Annotated in this window: 18 protein-coding genes; 8 read left to right on the forward strand and 10 right to left on the reverse strand. The window is 72.8% G+C overall.

Features of this window, described 5'->3' with window-relative positions:
• Nucleotides 1–612 precede the first annotated feature (612 nt).
• Nucleotides 613–2,313, reverse strand: coding sequence for a threonine/serine exporter ThrE family protein (locus tag ACFWEG_RS04360; protein WP_387209031.1), 1,701 nt, complete (start codon nt 2,311–2,313; stop codon nt 613–615).
• Between the two features lie 139 nt (nt 2,314–2,452).
• Nucleotides 2,453–2,947 (reverse strand): inorganic diphosphatase, encoded by a 495-nt coding sequence (locus tag ACFWEG_RS04365; RefSeq protein ID WP_387209140.1) that lies wholly within the window; start codon nt 2,945–2,947, stop codon nt 2,453–2,455.
• Nucleotides 2,948–3,033: 86 nt separating this feature from the next.
• Here ACFWEG_RS04365 and dacB point away from each other — a divergent pair, with 86 nt between their 5' ends.
• The 6 genes from dacB to folE all read left to right on the forward strand — a co-directional run bounded on the left by dacB (nt 3,034) and on the right by folE (nt 10,668).
• The gene (dacB, locus tag ACFWEG_RS04370) at nt 3,034–4,428 is read left to right on the forward strand and encodes a D-alanyl-D-alanine carboxypeptidase/D-alanyl-D-alanine-endopeptidase (RefSeq protein ID WP_387209033.1); all 1,395 of its coding nucleotides are present in this window, start codon (nt 3,034–3,036) and stop codon (nt 4,426–4,428) included.
• A 264-nt stretch (nt 4,429–4,692) separates the two neighbouring features.
• The gene (locus ACFWEG_RS04375) at nt 4,693–5,844 is read left to right on the forward strand and encodes a zinc-dependent metalloprotease (protein ID WP_387209035.1); all 1,152 of its coding nucleotides are present in this window, start codon (nt 4,693–4,695) and stop codon (nt 5,842–5,844) included.
• Nucleotides 5,845–6,079: 235 nt separating this feature from the next.
• Nucleotides 6,080–7,105 carry a tRNA lysidine(34) synthetase TilS gene (tilS, locus tag ACFWEG_RS04380; RefSeq protein ID WP_387209037.1) on the forward strand — a complete coding sequence of 342 codons (1,026 nt, stop codon included), beginning with the start codon at nt 6,080–6,082 and terminating at the stop codon, nt 7,103–7,105.
• 53 nt (nt 7,106–7,158) lie between these two features.
• Nucleotides 7,159–7,698 (forward strand): hypoxanthine phosphoribosyltransferase, encoded by a 540-nt coding sequence (gene hpt, locus ACFWEG_RS04385; protein WP_387209142.1) that lies wholly within the window; start codon nt 7,159–7,161, stop codon nt 7,696–7,698.
• A gap of 200 nt (nt 7,699–7,898) precedes the next feature.
• Nucleotides 7,899–9,938 carry an ATP-dependent zinc metalloprotease FtsH gene (gene ftsH, locus ACFWEG_RS04390; protein WP_387209039.1) on the forward strand — a complete coding sequence of 680 codons (2,040 nt, stop codon included), beginning with the start codon at nt 7,899–7,901 and terminating at the stop codon, nt 9,936–9,938.
• 121 nt (nt 9,939–10,059) lie between these two features.
• Nucleotides 10,060–10,668 carry a GTP cyclohydrolase I FolE gene (gene folE, locus ACFWEG_RS04395; protein ID WP_387209041.1) on the forward strand — a complete coding sequence of 203 codons (609 nt, stop codon included), beginning with the start codon at nt 10,060–10,062 and terminating at the stop codon, nt 10,666–10,668.
• Nucleotides 10,669–10,830: 162 nt separating this feature from the next.
• Here folE and ACFWEG_RS04400 read toward each other — a convergent pair whose 3' ends face one another.
• The 8 genes from ACFWEG_RS04400 to ACFWEG_RS04435 all read right to left on the reverse strand — a co-directional run bounded on the left by ACFWEG_RS04400 (nt 10,831) and on the right by ACFWEG_RS04435 (nt 16,752).
• Entirely contained in the window at nt 10,831–11,316 is a 486-nt protein-coding gene (locus ACFWEG_RS04400; protein WP_387209043.1) for a DUF3180 domain-containing protein, read from the reverse strand.
• A gap of 30 nt (nt 11,317–11,346) precedes the next feature.
• The gene (gene folK, locus ACFWEG_RS04405) at nt 11,347–11,949 is read right to left on the reverse strand and encodes a 2-amino-4-hydroxy-6-hydroxymethyldihydropteridine diphosphokinase (RefSeq protein WP_387209045.1); all 603 of its coding nucleotides are present in this window, start codon (nt 11,947–11,949) and stop codon (nt 11,347–11,349) included.
• On the reverse strand, nt 11,946–12,305 hold the full coding sequence (gene folB / locus ACFWEG_RS04410; protein ID WP_387209047.1) for a dihydroneopterin aldolase: 360 nt from the start codon (nt 12,303–12,305) through the stop codon (nt 11,946–11,948). Before folB ends, folK begins: the two co-directional genes overlap by 4 nt.
• 161 nt (nt 12,306–12,466) lie before the next feature.
• A complete protein-coding gene (locus ACFWEG_RS04415) occupies nt 12,467–12,958 on the reverse strand; it encodes a nuclear transport factor 2 family protein (protein ID WP_387209049.1) in 492 nt (163 codons plus the stop codon).
• Nucleotides 12,955–13,824, reverse strand: coding sequence for a dihydropteroate synthase (folP, locus tag ACFWEG_RS04420; RefSeq protein WP_387209051.1), 870 nt, complete (start codon nt 13,822–13,824; stop codon nt 12,955–12,957). Before folP ends, ACFWEG_RS04415 begins: the two co-directional genes overlap by 4 nt.
• A 56-nt stretch (nt 13,825–13,880) precedes the next feature.
• On the reverse strand, nt 13,881–15,026 hold the full coding sequence (locus tag ACFWEG_RS04425) for an RNA polymerase sigma factor (protein WP_387209144.1): 1,146 nt from the start codon (nt 15,024–15,026) through the stop codon (nt 13,881–13,883).
• A gap of 8 nt (nt 15,027–15,034) precedes the next feature.
• Nucleotides 15,035–15,442, reverse strand: a complete 408-nt coding sequence (locus ACFWEG_RS04430; RefSeq protein ID WP_387209053.1) for a YciI family protein — start codon at nt 15,440–15,442, stop codon at nt 15,035–15,037.
• Between the two features lie 152 nt (nt 15,443–15,594).
• Nucleotides 15,595–16,752 carry an ABC transporter ATP-binding protein gene (locus ACFWEG_RS04435; protein ID WP_387209055.1) on the reverse strand — a complete coding sequence of 386 codons (1,158 nt, stop codon included), beginning with the start codon at nt 16,750–16,752 and terminating at the stop codon, nt 15,595–15,597.
• 168 nt (nt 16,753–16,920) lie between these two features.
• Here ACFWEG_RS04435 and ACFWEG_RS04440 point away from each other — a divergent pair, with 168 nt between their 5' ends.
• Both ACFWEG_RS04440 and ACFWEG_RS04445 read left to right on the forward strand, forming a co-directional pair.
• Nucleotides 16,921–17,658, forward strand: a complete 738-nt coding sequence (locus ACFWEG_RS04440) for an ABC transporter permease (RefSeq protein ID WP_387209057.1) — start codon at nt 16,921–16,923, stop codon at nt 17,656–17,658.
• Nucleotides 17,655–18,344, forward strand: a complete 690-nt coding sequence (locus ACFWEG_RS04445; protein WP_387209059.1) for an ABC transporter permease — start codon at nt 17,655–17,657, stop codon at nt 18,342–18,344. The genes ACFWEG_RS04440 and ACFWEG_RS04445 overlap by 4 nt, the downstream gene beginning before the upstream one ends.
• Nucleotides 18,345–18,371: the final 27 nt, after the last annotated feature.

Raw genomic sequence — 18,371 nt, forward strand, 5'->3', positions numbered from 1 at the left:
CAGGCCCCGTACTCCGGTCAGGCAGCGCATTCCGGTCAGGCCGCGTACCCGGGGCAGACCCGGGATCAGGGCCAGGCTCCGTACCCGGGACAGACCGCGCAGTCCGGTCAGGCCCCGTACTCCGGTCAGGCAGCGCATTCCGGTCAGGCCGCGTACCCGGGGCAGACCCGGGATCAGGGCCAGGCTCCGTACCCGGGACAGACTGCGCAGTCCGGTCGGCCGTCGTACCCGGGGCAGAACCCGTACCCCGGTCAGGGCGGGTACCCGGGTCAGGCGCCGCAGGCCGGCCAGGGCGGTTACCCGGGTCAGGCCCCGTACCCCGGTCAGGGTGGGTACCCGGGTCGGGGTCCGCAGTCCGGTCAGGCCGGGTATCCGAGCCAGGCTCCGGATGCCGGGCAGGCCCCGTACCCAGGGCAGGGCCAGTACTCCGGTCAGGCCCAGAACGCGGGCCAGGCCCCGCACCCGGGCCAGGCCCCGTACCCCGGCCACGCTCCCCACGCCGGGCAGCCCCAGCAGCCCGGGCAGGACGACTACCCGGGCCAGGATCCCCACTCCGACCAGCCGCCGAACCGCGGCCGTCACGCCAAGCGCTGACGTCGTACGCCGTCCGGCCTAGAAGCCTCGCGTCCGCTTCGCCGCCCGCCGTGCCGGGCCGCCGCCCGCGCCGTGCAGGAACATCCGGGACAGCTCGCTCCCGAGGTTGACCCCGATCGCGATGGCCAGCGCCAGCGCCGCCGCGTTGGCGAGGGACTGCAACCCCGCGTTGAGGTTCCCCTGCGCGACCGACAGCAGACCGAAGTACGTCGCACTACCCGGCAGCAGCGGCCCGATCGCCGCCGTCAGGTACGGCAGCGCGGAGGCGAACCGGTACCGGGACATCAGCTGCCCGAACAGCCCCACGAGCCCCGCCGCGATCGCCGTCGCGGCCACCGGCGGCAGGCCCCCCTCCACCACGAGCACCCCGTACACCGCCCACGCGACCCCGCCGTTGAGCGTCACGAGCAGCACCGTGTTCCGCTCCTGCTGCAGCAGCACGGCGAAGGCGAACGACAGCGCCATCGCCGCGAGCAGCTGGATCAGCGGCCGGTTCACGCTGTGGATCGACGTCTGCGGCTGCAGCCCGGCGTCGAACGTGACGCCGATGGCCAGCACCGCGAGCACGCCGATGACGATGCCGACGATCAGGTAGCAGACCTCGAGCAGGCGCGCCGCGGCGGTGATGTAGAAGCCGGTCAGTCCGTCCTGCACGCCCGCGACCAGCGCCCGCCCCGGGATCAGCGCGAAGAGCCCACCGGTGATCACCGCGGACGCGGGCGCGTTGAGCGGGGTGAGGCTCAGCAGCACCCCCATCGAGGCCGGTGGCGTCGCCGCGGCCACGAACTGGTAGAACTCCGGCATCCCGCGGCCCGCGAACAGCCAGGCCAGCCGGTCGCCGAGCATCGCGCTGACCGCCGCGGCCAGGAACACCACCCAGTCACCGCCGACGAGCACGGAGGCCGCGCCCGCGAGCAGCCCGCCGGCCGCCGTCAGCGCCCATCCGGGGTACGGGTGCCGGTTCCGTCGGATCTCGGCCAGCCCGCGGTAGGCGTCCTCCAGGGTGATCTCGGTGTCCGGCGTGCAGATGTCGTCGACCAGCCGGTAGACCGCCGCGAGCCGCGTGTAGTCCGTGCCCCGCCGCCGCACCGTCCGCGACGCGGTGACCGGGTCGTCCACCAGCGAGGGCTGGTACGACATCGACAGCAGCGTGAAGGTGACGTTCGGTTCGCAGCGGTCGAGGCCGTAGGAGCGGGAGACGGCGAACATCGCGGCCTCGACGTCCTCGGCGCCCTCGCCGCCCGCGAGCAACAGCTCGCCGATACGCAGGGTCAGGTCGAGGACGCGCGGGACGGCGGGCCCGGTGTCGTCCTGCTTCTGCACCCGGTCGGGAGCGGGGCGCTCGGCGACGGGCATCCGGAGCATCGTCCGCATCCGGTCCTGCCACGGCGACTCCTTGGTCAGCGTGACCTTCGGGATACCGTGCGCGGGAGTGAACGCGGGAAGGCCGTGCTGGCCCGTCCAGGTGTTCGGCGAACCCGGCGGATGCGCCGATCCGGCGTCGGCCTGATCCGCGGGAGTGGTGAAGGCGGAGCCCTCCGGCTCCTCCGGGGCGGGGACGGCGAAGCCCTTGGGAAGGGTGAACTCGGAGGTCGGGTGCTCCTCCTCGACCAGGTGGGCGGCGGGTTGCGGCACTCCGAGCGGCGGGGAGAACGCGCTGTGCGCCTCGTCGGACTGCGGCTTGCGGTCCTCCGGCTCGGCGTGGTTGTCCGCCGCCACTTCCTCACCTCTTCCCGTCGGCCGCGCCCGGCGGCGCCATGATCCACATGTTCGTTCCCAGTATGCGTCCGCACATGCGAACGGGCCGCCCGCCCCCGATGGGGGAGAGACGGCCCGTCACTGGTCGAGCGGGACTACCTCAGTGGGCGTCGCCCTGCGCCTGCAGGCGCTTGTAGGACGCCTCGACCTCGGCCTCGGCCTCGGTGCGGCCGACCCAGTCCGCACCCTCGACGGACTTGCCGGGCTCCAGGTCCTTGTAGACCTCGAAGAAGTGCTGGATCTCCAGGCGGTCGAACTCCGACACGTGGTGGATGTCGCGCAGGTGCTCCACGCGCGGGTCCGAGGCGGGAACGCACAGCAGCTTGTCGTCGCCGCCGGCCTCGTCCGTCATGCGGAACATGCCGATCGCGCGGCACTTGATGACGCAGCCCGGGAACGTCGGCTCGTCGAGCAGGACGAGCGCGTCCAGCGGGTCGCCGTCCTCGCCGAGGGTGTTCTCGACGAATCCGTAGTCCGCGGGGTAGCTGGTGGACGTGAAGAGCCGACGGTCGAGACGAATCCGACCGGTCTCGTGGTCCACCTCGTACTTGTTCCGCGAACCCTTCGGAATCTCGATGGTGACGTCGAACTCCACGGGTGGCTCCTCCATGATCAACACATACGAACGGTGCTTTAGTGTCCCCTACGCAGCGTGGTGATCGCGAAAGGGGCTGGTGACACGTGCCAGAGACCGGGACCTTGCGACTCGTGGCGGGCTCGGCCGCCCTCGGCCTGGCCCTTTCGGCCGGGTCGCTGGCCGCGGCCGGCCCCTGGGACAACGGTCAGCGTAAGGCCGAGCGGGAGTGGGCGGCCGTCCGGGAGGCCACGGGTGGCGCACATCACGGCGACGGACGGGCCGAAGCCGGTCCGCGCGCCCCCGCGGCGGCCCCGAGCGCCCCCGGCGTCCTCGTCGCCGCGGGCACCACCGCGTCCGCGCCCGACGCCCGCGCCCTCGCCGCCGCGCTCGACCCGCTGGTGAAGTCCCCCGCCCTCGGCACCGCCCACTCAGCGGCCGTCGTCGACGCCGCCACCGGCAGGCTCCTCTACGGCTCCGACGAGGACGAGCAGCTCGCCCCCGCCTCCGTCACCAAGATCGCCACCGCCGTCGCGGCCCTCACCGCGCTCGGACCCGAGCACCGGATCTCCACCCCGGTCGTGCGGGACGGCTCCGACCGCCTCTTCCTGGTCGGCGCCGGCGACGCCAGTCTCGACGACGCCCGCCTGAAGCGGCTCGCCTCCGACACCGCCCGCGTCCTTGGCCGGGGCGCGCGGGTCGCGCTGGCCTACGACACCTCCCGGTTCACCGGACCCGTCCGGCACCCGCTCGGCGTCAACCCGAACATCGCGCCCGTCACCGCGCTCACCGTCGACGAGGGACGGCTCGACGGCTCGGACCACGGTCCCGCCGAGCGGTCCGCGGACCCGGCGAAGGCGGCCGGCGAGCGGTTCGCCGAGCTGCTGCGCGACGAGGGCGTCCGGGTGGACGGGGTGAAGCCCGGCAAGGCGCCCGGCGGAGCCGACCCGGTCGCCGCTACCGCGTCGCCCACCGTCGCGGAGCTGGTCGAGCGGATGCTGACCCACAGCGACAACGACCTCGCGGAGTCGCTCGCCCGGCAGACCGCCCTCGCCACCGACGAGAAGCCCGACTTCGACGGTTCGGCCCGGGCCGTCCAGGCCCAACTGGACCGGCTCGACCTCCCCGGCAGCAGCCGGATCGCTGACGGCAGCGGCCTCGACCGCTCCGGCCGGCTCTCCGCCTCCCGGCTCGCCGCGCTGCTCGCCCGGGCCGCGGGCCCGGACCACGCCGCCCTGCGCCCCGCACTCACCGGCCTCCCCGTCGCCGGCTTCACCGGAACCCTGCAGAAGCGCTACGGCAAGGGCTCGGCCGGCACCGGGCTCGTCCGGGCCAAGACCGGCACCCTGACCGGTGTCAACACCCTCGCCGGCACCGTCCTCGACACCGAGGGCCGCCTCCTCTCCTTCGCCTTCCTCACCTCCGGTACCACCGACCCCCAGGCCGCCCAGCACGCCCTGGACACGCTTGCCACCAAGGTCGCCGCGTGCGGCTGCCGCTGACCACACCCCCTCTCCCACGGATCCCGCAGACCGGACCGGACCGGGCCCGACTCCCCGCGACCCACGCTCGCGGGTTCAGCGGGCCGGTCCGAAACACCCGCTGCCTCTGATACACCGCTCGGCCCGCCCGGGTTCCCCTCCCGCCCACGCCATTTCCGACGGCTTCCCCCTCCCCGCCGTGCCCCCGCCCCGCCCCGGCCGGATCGCCCGCCCCACCCGTCCCAACCCTCTCCACCCCCGGCGGCGACCACGTACGGTTGACGCATGACGCGTATCGGTGGTGCCGAGATGGTCGACTGGAACCTCGCCGTGGCGACGGCCAAGCGGTTCGTGCGCCCGGGGCCCGAGGTCAGCCGGGAGGAGGCGCGGGCGGTCGTCGCCGAGCTGCGGCGGCACGCGAAGGCCGCCGAGGAGCACGTCCGGGAGTTCACCCGGATGTTCCCCGAGGGCGCCGAGGTGCACGACACCCCCGTGCTCGTCGTCGACCGGGCCGGCTGGGTCAAGGCGAACGTGGCCGGCTTCCGGCACCTGCTGAAGCCGCTCCTGACGAAGCTGCAGGAGCGCAGGACCGCGCCCGCCGGCGCCGTGATGAGCGCGGTGGGCGGCAAGGTCACCGGCGTCGAGCTCGGCATGATGCTCAGCTTCCTGGCCTCCCGCGTCCTCGGTCAGTACGAGACCTTCGCCCCCGCCACCCGAGACCTGCCCGCCGGCGAGCCGACCGGCGGCCGGCTGCTGCTCGTCGCGCCGAACATCGTCCACGTGGAGCGCGAACTGGAGGTCGACCCGCACGACTTCCGCCTCTGGGTCTGCCTCCACGAGGAGACGCACCGCACGCAGTTCACCGCGGTGCCCTGGCTCCGCGACCACCTGGAGGGGGAGATCCAGGCCTTCCTCGCCGAGACCGACATGGACCCGATGACCGTCCTGGAGCGGCTGCGCGAGGCCGCCCAGGCGCTCGCCGGGAACCGGGTCGCCGGCGAACGCGTGCCCGCGGACGACGACTCCGGGACCGACACCGACGGCCGCTCCTTCGTCGAGCTGGTGCAGACCCCCGCCCAGCGCGAGATCCTCGGCCGGCTCACCGCCGTGATGTCCCTCCTGGAGGGCCACGCCGACTACGTGATGGACGGCGTCGGCCCCCAGGTGGTGCCCTCGGTCGCCGAGATCCGCGAGAAGTTCCAGCAGCGCCGGGCCAAGGGCGCCTCCCGGCTCGACCTCGCCCTGCGCAAGCTGCTCGGTCTGGACGCCAAGCTCCGGCAGTACCGCGACGGCGAGAGGTTCGTCCGCGCGGTCGTCGAGGAGGTCGGCATGGACGGCTTCAACCGGGTGTGGACCTCGCCCAACACCCTGCCGACGAAGGCGGAGATCGCCAGGCCCGCGGAGTGGGTCGCGCGGGTGCACCGTAAGGGGGAGTGACCCGGCAGGCGGTACCTTCGGCGGGGATGCGGCACCCAGGGACCTCGACATTCACCCGTCCGAGGGACCTCGGCGCCGTCGTGGGCGTGCCATCCTCGGACAGAACACCCGGTTCTGTAACCGTTGACGCACTCTGTGTGACCAAATCGGCGCACGGCAGTTACTCAGATCGGGCCCGCTCCCGGGCCCGCGGTACAGCCGAGTTCCACACCGTTCCCACGAAGGGATACCGGACATGGGTCCCCACCCCGCGGTCGCAGCGATACGCCTGGCGGTTCGCCGCGTAATCCAGGACGTCCTCACCGAGTTCCACGCCTCCGCCCCCGCCGAGCTCCGCGCCGACGCCCCGCCGCCGCTCGTGCTCGTCGCCTGCTCCGGCGGCGCCGACTCCATGGCGCTCGCCTCCGCCCTCGCCTTCGAGGCCCGCCGCACCGGGATCCGGGCCGGCGGGATCACCGTCGACCACGGTCTCCAGGACGGTTCCGACACCCGAGCCGCCGATGTCGTCTCCCGGATGTCCGACCTGGGCCTGGATCCCGTCGAGTCGGTCGCCGTCACGGTCGGCCGCCAGGGCGGCCCCGAGGCCGCCGCCCGCGACGCCCGCTACGCCGCCCTCGACGCCGCCGCCGAACGCCACGGCGCCGCCGCCGTCCTCCTCGGACACACCCGCGACGACCAGGCCGAAACCGTTCTGCTCGGCCTCGCCCGCGGCTCCGGCATCCGCTCGCTGTCCGGCATGGCGGCCGTCTCCGGCGCCCGCGACCGCTACCGCCGCCCGTTCCTCACCCTCGACCGGCAGACCGCGCGCCGCGCCTGCATGGTCCAGTCGCTCCCCGTCTGGGACGACCCGCACAACGCGGACCCGGCCTACACCCGCTCCCGGCTCCGCCAGGACGGACTGCCGGCCCTGGAGAAGGCGCTCGGCAAGGGGGTCGTCGAGGCCCTCGCCCGCACCGCGCAGCTCTCCCGGGACGACGCCGACGCCCTCGACACCTGGGCCGCCCAGGCCGCCGCCACCGTCCTCGACGACGACGGCCGGCTGCTCTGCGCGAAGCTGCACGCCCTGCCGCCCGCCGTACGCCGCCGGGTGCTGCGCCGGGCGGCCATCGACGCCGGCGCCCCCGCCGGCTCGCTCTTCGCCCGGCACATCGAGGAGATCGACCGCCTGATCACGGGCTGGCGCGGCCAGCGGGCCATCAACCTGCCCGGCCGGGTCGAGGCCCAGCGGCAGGGTGGCAGACTGGTCATCCGGCAGAGCTGAAGCAGAAGCTGAGGCAAGCGCTAGTGAAAGTGGCCCGGGTGAACGAGAACGACATGGGCACTGACCTCAAGTCAGTGCTCATCACCAAGGAAGAGATCGACGCGAAGCTGGCCGAGCTGGCCGCGAAGATCGACGCGGAGTACGCCGGCAAGGACCTGCTCATCGTGGGCGTCCTCAAGGGCGCGGTCATGGTCATGGCCGACCTCGCGCGCGCCCTGTCGACCCCCGTCACCATGGACTGGATGGCGGTGTCCTCGTACGGCGCGGGCACCCAGTCCTCCGGCGTCGTGCGCATCCTCAAGGACCTCGACACCGACATCAAGGGCAAGCACGTCCTGATCGTCGAGGACATCATCGACTCCGGCCTGACGCTCTCCTGGCTGCTGTCGAACCTCGGCTCGCGCGAGCCCGCCTCCCTCGAGGTGTGCACCCTGCTGCGCAAGCCGGACGCGGCGAAGGTCGCCATCGACGTGAAGTGGGTCGGCTTCGACATCCCCAACGAGTTCGTGATCGGCTACGGCCTCGACTTCGCCGAGAAGTACCGCAACCTGCCCTTCGTCGGCACCCTCGCCCCCCACGTCTACGGCGGCTGAGCTCCTCCGCTTCCCCGGGACGGCGCCTCGCCCATTGCGGGAACTGTCACCCGTCTTCCGCCGTTGGTACGGAGGAAGACGGGTTTTCCTCGTGGTCCACTGCGGCGTCGGGTGGTTCCGCTGGGGTACCGTCCGAAGAACAGTCTTTGTCGAACTCAACTCATGGCAGGAGGAGCGGGGCGGATTCTCGTCCCGTGTGGATGGACGTGAAGCGATACTTCCGTGGGCCGGTCATGTGGATCGTGCTGGGCGTCCTTGCCGTGGTCGTGTTGATGCAGGTCGTCAGTTCGTCCGGTGGCTACAAGACGGTGGACACCAGCGCGGTCGTCAAGGCGATCAACACCAACCAGATCAAGTCGGCCAAGCTGACCACCGGTGACGACCAGATCATCCGGATCACGCTCAAGGACGACCAGAAGATCAAGGACAGCAGCAAGGTCCAGGCGAGCTACATCGGTACCCAGGGTGCCGCCCTCGCCGACACGCTGCAGGAGAAGTTCGACGCGGGTGACATCGAGGACGGGTACACCGTCAGCCCGACGAAGCAGAACGCCTTCGTGTCGATCCTCTTCACCCTGCTCCCCTTCGTGCTCATCGTCCTGGTCTTCCTCTTCCTGATGAACCAGATGCAGGGCGGCGGCTCGCGCGTCATGCAGTTCGGGAAGTCCAAGGCCAAGCTGATCACCAAGGACACCCCCAAGACGACGTTCGCCGACGTGGCCGGCTCGGACGAGGCCGTCGAGGAGCTCCACGAGATCAAGGAGTTCCTCCAGGAGCCCGCGAAGTTCCAGGCCGTCGGCGCCAAGATCCCCAAGGGCGTGCTGCTGTACGGCCCGCCCGGCACCGGCAAGACCCTGCTCGCCCGCGCGGTGGCCGGCGAGGCGGGCGTCCCCTTCTACTCGATCTCGGGTTCCGACTTCGTCGAGATGTTCGTCGGCGTCGGCGCCTCGCGTGTCCGCGACCTCTTCGAGCAGGCCAAGACGAACGCCCCGGCGATCGTCTTCGTCGACGAGATCGACGCCGTCGGCCGGCACCGCGGTGCGGGCCTCGGCGGCGGCCACGACGAGCGCGAGCAGACCCTCAACCAGCTCCTCGTCGAGATGGACGGCTTCGACGTGAAGGGCGGCGTCATCCTGATCGCCGCCACGAACCGCCCGGACATCCTCGACCCGGCGCTGCTGCGCCCCGGCCGCTTCGACCGGCAGATCGCCGTCGACCGCCCGGACATGCAGGGCCGGCTCGAGATCCTCGAGGTGCACAAGAAGGGCAAGCCCGTCGCCAAGGACGTCGACCTCGGGGCGGTCGCCCGCCGCACCCCCGGCTTCACCGGCGCCGACCTGTCGAACGTGCTGAACGAGGCCGCGCTCCTGACGGCGCGCAGCGACAAGACGCTGATCGACAACGCGTCCCTGGACGAGGCGATCGACCGCGTGGTCGCGGGCCCGCAGAAGCGGACCCGGATCATGTCGGACAAGGAGAAGAAGATCACCGCGTACCACGAGGGCGGACACGCCCTGGTCGCGGCGGCCTCGCCCAACTCCGACCCGGTCCACAAGATCACGATCCTGTCCCGCGGCCGGGCCCTCGGCTACACCATGGTCCTGCCCGACGAGGACAAGTACTCCACCACCCGCAACGAGATGCTGGACCAGCTCGCGTACATGCTGGGCGGCCGCGCCGCGGAGGAGCTCGTCTTCCACGACCCGACCACCGGTGCGGCGAACGACATCGAGAAGGCCACCGCCACGGCCCGTGCGATGGTCACGCAGTACGGCATGACGGAGCGGCTCGGCGCGATCAAGTTCGGCGGCGACAACAGCGAGCCCTTCCTGGGCCGCGAGATGTCGCACTCCCGCGACTACTCGGAAGAGGTCGCGGCGCTGGTCGACGAAGAGGTCAAGAAGCTCATCGAGACCGCGCACAACGAGGCCTGGGAGATCCTCGTCGAGAACCGCGACGTCCTCGACAACCTGGTCCTCGCCCTCCTGGAGAAGGAGACGCTGAACAAGGAGCAGATCGCCGAGATCTTCGCCGGCATCGTGAAGCGCCCGGCCCGCCCGGCGTGGACCGGTTCCTCCCGGCGGACGCCCTCGACCCGGCCCCCGGTCCTCTCCCCGAAGGAGCTCGCGCTGACCAACGGAGCGACGCCCGCCCTCACGGAGAAGGCCTCCCCGGTCGCCGGACCGTCCTCCTCGTCGACGTCCACCGACGCCGTACCGGAGGAGCGCCCGGAGAGCTGACGGCCGGTCCTTCTCACCGACCGGTCCCGGAATGCGGCCCGCGGCCCCCAGGTTCTAGCCTGGGGGCCGCGGCCTTTTCCCTCTTCATCCCGGCCGGCCGCATCTCAGGAACGAGGAACAGATGACCGACCCGGTAACGCTGGAGGCCTTCCAGGCTCCCTCCGGCGACTTCGACGCGAAGCGGGCCGAGAACGCCGTCCGTGAGCTCCTCATCGCCGTCGGCGAGGACCCCGACCGCGAGGGCCTGCGGGACACCCCCGCCCGGGTCGCGCGCGCCTACAAGGAGATATTCGCCGGCCTGCGCCAGCGGCCCGAGGACGTCCTCACCACCACGTTCGACCTCGGCCACGACGAGATGGTCCTCGTCAAGGACATCGAGGTGCAGAGCCACTGCGAGCACCACCTGGTCCCCTTCACCGGGGTGGCCCACGTCGGCTACATCCCCTCGGCCGAGGGGAAGATCACCGGGCTGTCCAAGCTGGCCCGCCTCGTCGATGTCTACGCCCGCCGCCCCCAGGTGCAGGAGCGCCTCACGACGCAGGTCGCCGAGTCCCTCATGGAGATCCTCGAACCGCGGGGCGTCATCGTGGTGATCGAGTGCGAGCACATGTGCATGACGATGCGCGGGGTCCGGAAGCCGGGAGCGAAGACGATCACCTCGGCGGTGCGGGGCCAGCTGCGGGACTCCGCGACGCGGGCCGAGGCGATGAGCCTGATCATGGCGCGCTGAGGCGCGGCGGCGGGCTCTGGCGCGGGGCGGACCGGGGTGCGGGGCTGACTCCCGCACCCCGTGGGACCCGCAAGGTGCGGGAGGGCCCTCGCACGCAGCGAGCACCCGCCCGACGCGGGCCCCGGAACCCGCGGGCCCCGTGCCCGCGGGATACGGCCGAGCTCACACAGCCGCAGGCGGCTGCGCTCCCTCCTCGTCCTCCGGCGGCAGCTTGCACACCCGCTCCAGGAACAGCGCCGCGGCGACCACCCCGACCCCGGCCAGGACCGACAGCCCGGCGTATACGGCCTGGTCGCGCCGTACCGGAACGTCCCACTGCGAGAGCAGGTACACGGCGACCCCGCCGTAGACGCCGGCCACCACCGACACGACCAGCGCGCTGGCCTGGCCGAAGACGAGCGCCCGCGCCGCCATCATCGGCTCGACGCCCTTCGCCCCCGGCACGCGCTGTCGCTGCGCCCGCAGGCGCGACCGCAGCGACAGCGCCGTCGCCAGCAGCACCACGGCGATCACCGCGAGCACCACCGGCGCGGCGACCGGCACCCCGGGCAGGGTGCCCACCGAGTTCCAGAGCTGCGCGCCGGCCCAGGACAGCACCCCGGCCACCACGAACAGCCCCACGAGCGTCCTGATCCGCAACTGGTTCACGCCGTTACCGCCCTCACGTAGATCAGAACGCTACTCGGGCAGCTGGAGTTCCAGGTCGGTCCGCGGGGCGACACCGTCCCGGGAGACCGCGGAGAGCAGTTCGGCGACCGACCCCTGACCCGGCACCCGCGCCTCGGGGTCCACGTCGTACCAGGGGGCCAGCACGAACGCCCGCTGGTGGGCGCGCGGGTGCGGCAGGGTGAGCGCCGGGTCGTCGGAGACGACGTCGGCGTACGCCACGATGTCGACGTCCAGGGTGCGCGGCCCCCACCGCTCGTCGCGGACCCGCTGGAAGGCCTCCTCGACGGCCTGGGCGCGCTCCAGGAGGGACGACGGCGGAAGCGTGGTCTTGATGACGACGACCGCGTTGAAGTACGAGGGCTGCGAGCCGGGATCGACGCCCCAGGGCTCGGTCTCGTAGACCGGCGAGACGGCCTTGACCCGCAGGCCGGGGGTGTCGCCCAGCGCGTCCACGGCCCCCTGGAGGGTCTCCAGCCGGTTGCCGAGGTTGCTGCCGAGCGCGACGACGGCGCGGCGCGGGTTGGACAGCGTCGTGTCCGCGGCGTCGACCTGCTCGACCACGGAGGCCGGCACCGGCTGCACCGTCGGGTCGCTCTGGGGCTGAGGAATCATGCGCGGCTCCGGGTGATGGTGATGGTCACGTCGTCGAACGGGACGGTGATCGGGGCGTCCGGCTTGTGCACGGTCACCTCGACCTCCTGGACGCCGCCGTGCTTCAGGCACTGCTGGGCGATCCGCTCGGCGAGCGTCTCGATCAGGTTGACCGGCTCGCCCTGGACGATGTCGACGACCTCCTCGGCCACGACACCGTAGTGGGCCGTCTTGCCGAGGTCGTCGTCGGCCGCGGCCGGGCGGGTGTCGAGGCCGAGGACCAGGTCGACGATGAACGTCTGGCCCTCTTCGCGCTCCCGGGGGAAGACGCCATGGTTCCCGCGGGCCTTGAGGCCGCGCAGCGCGACACGATCCACGCGAATCACTCCTGCTTCAGTCGTAACGGAGGGCCCCGGGCGAATGCGGTCGCCGTCGACCCCACCGACGAATCTACCTGCGCACACCGACAGCCCCCGCCCACGGGGGCCGGGCGGCCCGTACAGGGCCCCTACCCACCCCGGGCGGCCGCGCCACCCGATCAGCCGGCCGGTTCGGCCCCCGCCGCGCCGCCGGGGCCGCCCTCGCCGCCCGGGCCGCCGTCCTCGTCCTCGTCGGCGAGGACCGGGGAGCCGTGGTGGGACCAGACCTTCCAGCCCTCCGGTGTGCGCCGGAACACGTTGGTGGCGACGACGAGCTGCCCGATGAGCGGGCCCAGCTCGTCGCCGTCCTCGGCGGGACCGCCGCTGAGGATGTTCTCCGAGCAGGTGACCAGCGCGGTGTCCCCCAGGAGGCGCACCTTGACGTCGGTCAGGAAGAACTGGATGTACTCGGTGTTGGCCATGATCAGCGCGTACGAGCGGAGCACCTCGCCGCGGCCGGAGAGGACCGGCCACCCGGGGTGCACGCAGGAGACGTCGTCGCCGTCCAGCCAGAGCTCCGACAGGGTGTCGAAGTCGCCGCGCTCCACGCACTCGTAGAAGACGGTGTTGGCGGCCTCCACGGCCTCGACGTCGGTGCCGGGGGCGGTCACCGGGCACCGGCCACCGCGCGGGCGACGCGCACGGCGTCGGCGGTGGCCCGCACCTCGTGCACGCGGACGGCCCAGGCGCCGGCGTGGGCGGCGAGCGCGGAGACGGCGGCGGTCGCCGCGTCGCGCTCCCGGGCGGGCGGCGGTGCGCCGTCCCGATCGGCGAGGACCCGGCCGAGGAAGCGCTTGCGGGAGGCGGCGACCAGCAGGGGGTGGCCGAGGGCGGCGAGGTCGTCGAGGTGCGCCAGGAGGGCCAGGTCGTGCTCGGCGTGCTTGGCGAAACCGAGTCCCGGGTCGACGATCAGCCGCTCGGGCGCGATGCCCCCCTCGAGGAGGGCGGTGAGCCGCTCGCGCAGCTCCGCGACCACCTCGGACACCACGTCCGCGTAGACGGCCCGGCTGTTCATGTCCTCGCTGAAGCCGCGCCAGTGCATCACCACGAACGGCACGTCCAGGCCGGCGACGACGTCGGGCATCGCCGGATCGGCCAGTCCGCCGCTGACGTCGTTGACCAGCCGCGCCCCCGCGCGGACCGCCTGCTCGGCGACCGAGGCGCGCATGGTGTCCACGGAGACGGTCACGCCCTCGGACGCGAGTCCGCGCACGACCGGGACCACCCGGCGCAGCTCCTCGTCCTCGTCGACCCGGGTCGCGCCCGGGCGGGTCGACTCGCCGCCCACGTCGACCAGGTCGGCGCCCTCGGAGACGAGCTCCATGCCGTGCTTGACGGCGGCCGCGGTGTCGAAGAAGCGGCCGCCGTCGGAGAACGAGTCGGGGGTGACGTTGACGACGCCCATCACCGCGCAGCGGTCCCACCGGGGCAGTCCGCCGGGGCCCTTCGGAGCGCCGTCCGCGCGCAACACAGTCATGCCGCCCAGCCTAGGCCGCTCGGGCGGCCCCGCGCGGCCCGGGGCGCGGGCGCGGGTCAGGGGCGCCGCGCGGTGTTGAGCCGGGCGGCCTGCCGGGTGAGGTGGTCGCGCTCGGCGCGGTCGGCGGCCCGGTCGGCCGCCTCGGCGTACAGCCGGGCCGCGGTGGCCAGGTCGCCGTCGCGCTCGTGGAGGTAGGCGGCGGCGGCCGTGTGGCGGGGCAGGGTGTCGTCGAGGGCGGAAAGGGCTTTCAGGCCGGCGCGGGGGCCGTCGGCCTCCCCGACGGCGACGGCCCGGTTGAGCCGGACGACGGGGCTGTCGGTCAGCCGGGCCAGCTCGTCGTACCACTCGACGATCTGCGGCCAGTCCGTCTCCTGCGCGCGCGGCGCGTCCGCGTGCAGCGCCGCGATCGCCGCCTGCGCCTGGTACTCGCCCAGCCGGTCGCGGGAGAGGGCCGCCTGGAGGATCACGACGCCCTCGGCGATCAGCGACGTGTCCCACCGGTCGCGGTCCTGCTCCGCGAGCGGCACGAGGCTGCCGTCGGACGCCCTCCGCGCCGCACGGCGGGCGTGGTGGAGCAGCATGAGGGCGAGCAGCCCGGCCGCCTCCGGATGGTCGACGGCCGCGGCGAGCTGCCGGGTGAGCCGGATCGCCTCCGCGGACAGGTCGACGTCCCCCGAGTAGCCCTCGTTGAAGACCAGGTAGAGGACCCGGAGCACGGTGGCGACGTCGCCCGGCCGGTCGAACCGCACGTCGGCCACCGTGCGCTTGGCGCGGCTGATGCGCTGCGCCATGGTCGCCTCGGGCACCAGGTAGGCGCGGGCGATCTGGCGGGTGGTGAGCCCGCCCACGGCGCGCAGGGTGAGCGCGACCGCGGACGACGGCGTCAGGGAGGGGTGCGCGCACAGGAAGTACAGCTGGAGCGTGTCGTCCGAGCCCGGCGCGGGTCCTTGGGGCGGCTCCTCCTCGACGCGGTCCTCCCGGCGGCGGCGGGCGGCGTCCGCGCGGCTCGCGTCCAGGAACTTCCGCCAGGCGACCGTGACGAGCCAGCCCCTCGGGTCCCGCGGGGTCTCCTCCGTCCACGCCCGCAGCGCCTCGACCAGCGCCTCCTGGACGGCGTCCTCGGCCGCCGCGAAGTCGGCTCCGCGGCGGACGAGGACGGTGATCACGCCGGGCGTGAGGCTCCTGAGCAGGGCCTCGTCCATGGGTGGGGTCACTCCGAGATGGTGGGGGGCTCGGTGAGGAAGGGGCGCAGCTCCAGCCACTCGTGGATCGGCTTCCCGCCGTACCCGGGTGCCGCCGACAGCTCACCGGCCAGTTCGACGGCCCGCTCGTAGCTGTCGACGTCGATGATCATCCAGCCGGCGATGAGGTCCTTGGTCTCGGCGAACGGGCCGTCGGTGACCGGCGGCCGCCCCTCGCCGTCGTAGCGGACCCAGGTGCCCTCCGGGGCGAGCGCCTGGCCGTCGACGTACTCGCCGCGCTTCTCCAGGCGGGCCGCGAAGTCGTTCATGTACTGGATGTGGTCGGAGATCTCCTGCGGCGTCCACTGGTCCATGGGGACGTCGTTCTGACCCTTCGGGTTGCCGCGGTAGTGCTTCAGCAGCAGGTACTTCGCCATGACGGTTCTCCTCGGTACCGGTGCGGCTCCCTTGCGGCCGCTCTCACCCCTGGGACGGAGCCGGTCCCAGGATCTCGACATCGCCGGGAAGAAATCTTCGGAGATTTTCCGCGCGGCCCGCCGGTGCAGGTCCTGGGGTCCGTCCTCCGGCCTCAGCCGGGCGTGTTGACCGTGTGCAGGGTGACCTCCGCGCGGTCGACGTCGGCGGCGTCCGCGGCCGTCGAGCGGCGCAGCGCCTCGTGCAGGCGGGCGGGGGTGAGCACGCCGAGGAACCGGCCCGCGCTCTTCTCGTCGATGACGGCGATCCAGCCGGCGTCGTGCTGGAGCATCGTGGCGAACGCCTGCCGCAACGGGGCGCCGAGCGGCAGCCACGCCTCCATGCGGTGGGTGCGGTCCCGGACGGTGCCGCTGCCACGGGCCGCGTCCGAGGCGGAGATCCAGCCGCGCAGTTCGTCGTCGGCGTCGAGGACGACGGCCCAGCGGGCGTCGTCGGGCAGCCGCGCGGGCAGCGGGTCGTCGACGTGGACCACGGGCGGCTGGTCCAGGTCGGACAGTTCGATGGGGGTGACGGAGAGCCGCTTGAGGCCGCGGTCGGCGCCCACGAAGTCCGCGACGTACGGCGTGGCGGGCGCGCCGAGGACGGTGGCCGGCGGGTCGAACTGCTCGATGCGGCCGGCCCCGTAGACGGCGATGCGGTCGCCGAGCCGGACCGCCTCCTCGATGTCGTGCGTCACGAACAGGACGGTCTTGCGCAGCGTCTGGTGGAGCTTGCGGAACTCGTTCTGCAGGTGCTCGCGCACGACGGGGTCGACCGCGCCGAACGGCTCGTCCATGAGCAGCACCGGCGGGTCGGCGGCGAGCGCCCGGGCGACGCCGACGCGCTGCCGCTGACCGCCGGAGAGCTGCTCGGGGTAGCGGTCGCCGTACACGGACGGGTCGAGGCCGACCAGGTCGAGCAGTTCGGCCGCCCGGTCCTTGGCCTTGGCGCCCTTCCAGCCGAGCAGGTGGGGGACGGTGGCGGTGTTCTCCAGGACCGTCTTGTGCGGGAAGAGGCCCACCTGCTGGATGACGTATCCGATCCGGCGGCGGAGCTTGACCGGGTCGATGCCGGAGATGTCCTCGCCGTCCAGCAGGATGCGGCCCTCGGTGGGCTCGATCAGGCGGTTGACCATCTTCATGGTGGTGGTCTTGCCGCAGCCCGAGGGGCCGACGAGGGTGACCAGTTCTCCCTCGGCGACCTCGAAGGACAGGTCGTCCACCGCGGTGGTGCCGTCGGGGTAGCGCTTGGTGACGTGCTCGAATCGGATCATGGCTCCCCAGTCTGACGGCTCGTGACGGTCCGATTGTGAACAGAGTGTTATCGCATCATGGCGGGTCTCGGTGATTGTCAGTGCCGGGGTTTAGGGTCGCCAACACATGTTCGACGATGCGCGGGCAAGGAGTCCGGAGGGCCGGGGACCGGGGGAGGTGGGGGCGGCATGAGCGAGGCGAACTGCCTGGTGGCCAACGACTGGATCTGCGGCGAGTACCTGCGCTCCCGCAGCCAGGAGCTGACCGACGCCACCCTCCAGCACATCGGCATCACCTTCGCCTCGGTCGCGATCGGCCTGGCCGTCGCGCTCCCGCTGGCGCTGCTCGCCCGCTCCCGGCGCGGCTTCGCGGGGCCCGTCCTCGGCGTGACCACGGTCCTCTACAGCGTGCCGTCGCTCGCGATGTTCTCGCTGCTGCTGCCGCTCTTCGGGCTCTCGGCGTCCCTGGTGATCACCGGCCTGGTGCTCTACTCGCTGACGATCCTGGTGCGCAACATCCTCGCCGGCCTGGAGTCCGTCCCCGACGAGGCCCGCGAGGCGGCCCGCGGGATGGGCTACGGCCCGCTGCGGCAGCTCTGGGAGGTCGAACTGCCGCTCGCCCTGCCCGCGCTGCTCGCAGGCGTCCGCATCGCCACCGTCTCGACGGTCGCGCTGACCACCGTCGGGGCGATCGTCGGGTACGGGGGCCTCGGCACGCTCATCGTCGACGGCCTGGACAGCACGTTCAAGGCGCAGGTGCTCTCCGCCTCCGTGCTGTGCGTGCTGCTGGCGATCGTCGCCGACCTGCTGCTGCTCGGGCTCCAGCGGCTCCTGACGCCGTGGACGCGCGTGAGCGGCGGACCGTCGTCCCGCGCGGCGGGCCGCCGGCGGCGGGCGAGTGCGGGCAGGGCGGTGGAGAGCATATGAACGGGCTGACCGGTGCCTTCGAGTGGCTGGCGGACGGGTCCAACTGGGACGGCGAGAGCGGGGTGTGGCACCGCCTCGTCGAGCACCTCTACTTCAGCGGCGTCTGCCTCGCCGTCGCCTGCCTGATCGCGCTGCCGGTCGCCCTGGCCCTCGGCCACCTCGGCAAGGGAGGCACCCTCGCCGTCAACCTCGCCAACATCGGCCGGGCGGTGCCGACGCTCGCCGTCCTCATCCTGCTGACCCTCACCCCGCTCGGCCGGATCGGGGACCTGCCGACGCTGATCGCGCTCGTGCTGTTCTCGGTGCCGCCGCTGCTGACCAACGCCTACGTGGGGATGCGCGAGGTGGACCGGGCGGTCGTCGAGGCGGCGCGCGGCATGGGGATGAGCGGCGGGCAGGTCTTCCGCCGCGTCGAGCTGCCCCTCGCCTACCCGATGATCATGACCGGACTGCGCTCGGCGGCCGTCCAGGTGGTCGCCACGGCGACGCTGGCGGCGATGGCGGGGGAGGGGGGACTCGGGCGGATCATCACCGCCGGGTTCAACCTCCAGAACACCCCGCAGGTGGTGGCCGGCGCGCTGCTCGTCGCGGCGCTCGCTCTCGTCGTCGAGGGCGTCCTCGTCCTCGCCGGGCGGGCGTTCAGCCCGCTGCGGCGCAAGCCCCGCCCCGCCGCGGCGGGCACCTGATCCGACTGGCCGACCGAACCGACGCAC

It is taken from the genome of Streptomyces sp. NPDC060194, from assembly GCF_042728285.1.
Taxonomy (GTDB): domain Bacteria; phylum Actinomycetota; class Actinomycetes; order Streptomycetales; family Streptomycetaceae; genus Streptomyces.

Bases quoted from the DNA above. Each gene is read 5' to 3' on its own strand.
- ftsH (WP_387209039.1), top strand. From the start codon at position 7,899: ATGGACGTGAAGCGATACTTCCGTGGGCCGGTCATGTGGATCGTGCTG.
- tilS (WP_387209037.1), top strand. From the start codon at position 6,080: ATGGGTCCCCACCCCGCGGTCGCAGCGATACGCCTGGCGGTTCGCCGC.
- ACFWEG_RS04430 (WP_387209053.1), bottom strand. From the start codon at position 15,442: ATGGCGAAGTACCTGCTGCTGAAGCACTACCGCGGCAACCCGAAGGGT.
- hpt (WP_387209142.1), top strand. From the start codon at position 7,159: ATGGGCACTGACCTCAAGTCAGTGCTCATCACCAAGGAAGAGATCGAC.
- folP (WP_387209051.1), bottom strand. From the start codon at position 13,824: ATGACTGTGTTGCGCGCGGACGGCGCTCCGAAGGGCCCCGGCGGACTG.
- ACFWEG_RS04375 (WP_387209035.1), top strand. From the start codon at position 4,693: ATGACGCGTATCGGTGGTGCCGAGATGGTCGACTGGAACCTCGCCGTG.
- folK (WP_387209045.1), bottom strand. From the start codon at position 11,949: ATGATTCCTCAGCCCCAGAGCGACCCGACGGTGCAGCCGGTGCCGGCC.
- folE (WP_387209041.1), top strand. From the start codon at position 10,060: ATGACCGACCCGGTAACGCTGGAGGCCTTCCAGGCTCCCTCCGGCGAC.
- ACFWEG_RS04425 (WP_387209144.1), bottom strand. From the start codon at position 15,026: ATGGACGAGGCCCTGCTCAGGAGCCTCACGCCCGGCGTGATCACCGTC.
- ACFWEG_RS04445 (WP_387209059.1), top strand. From the start codon at position 17,655: ATGAACGGGCTGACCGGTGCCTTCGAGTGGCTGGCGGACGGGTCCAAC.
- ACFWEG_RS04435 (WP_387209055.1), bottom strand. From the start codon at position 16,752: ATGATCCGATTCGAGCACGTCACCAAGCGCTACCCCGACGGCACCACC.
- ACFWEG_RS04440 (WP_387209057.1), top strand. From the start codon at position 16,921: ATGAGCGAGGCGAACTGCCTGGTGGCCAACGACTGGATCTGCGGCGAG.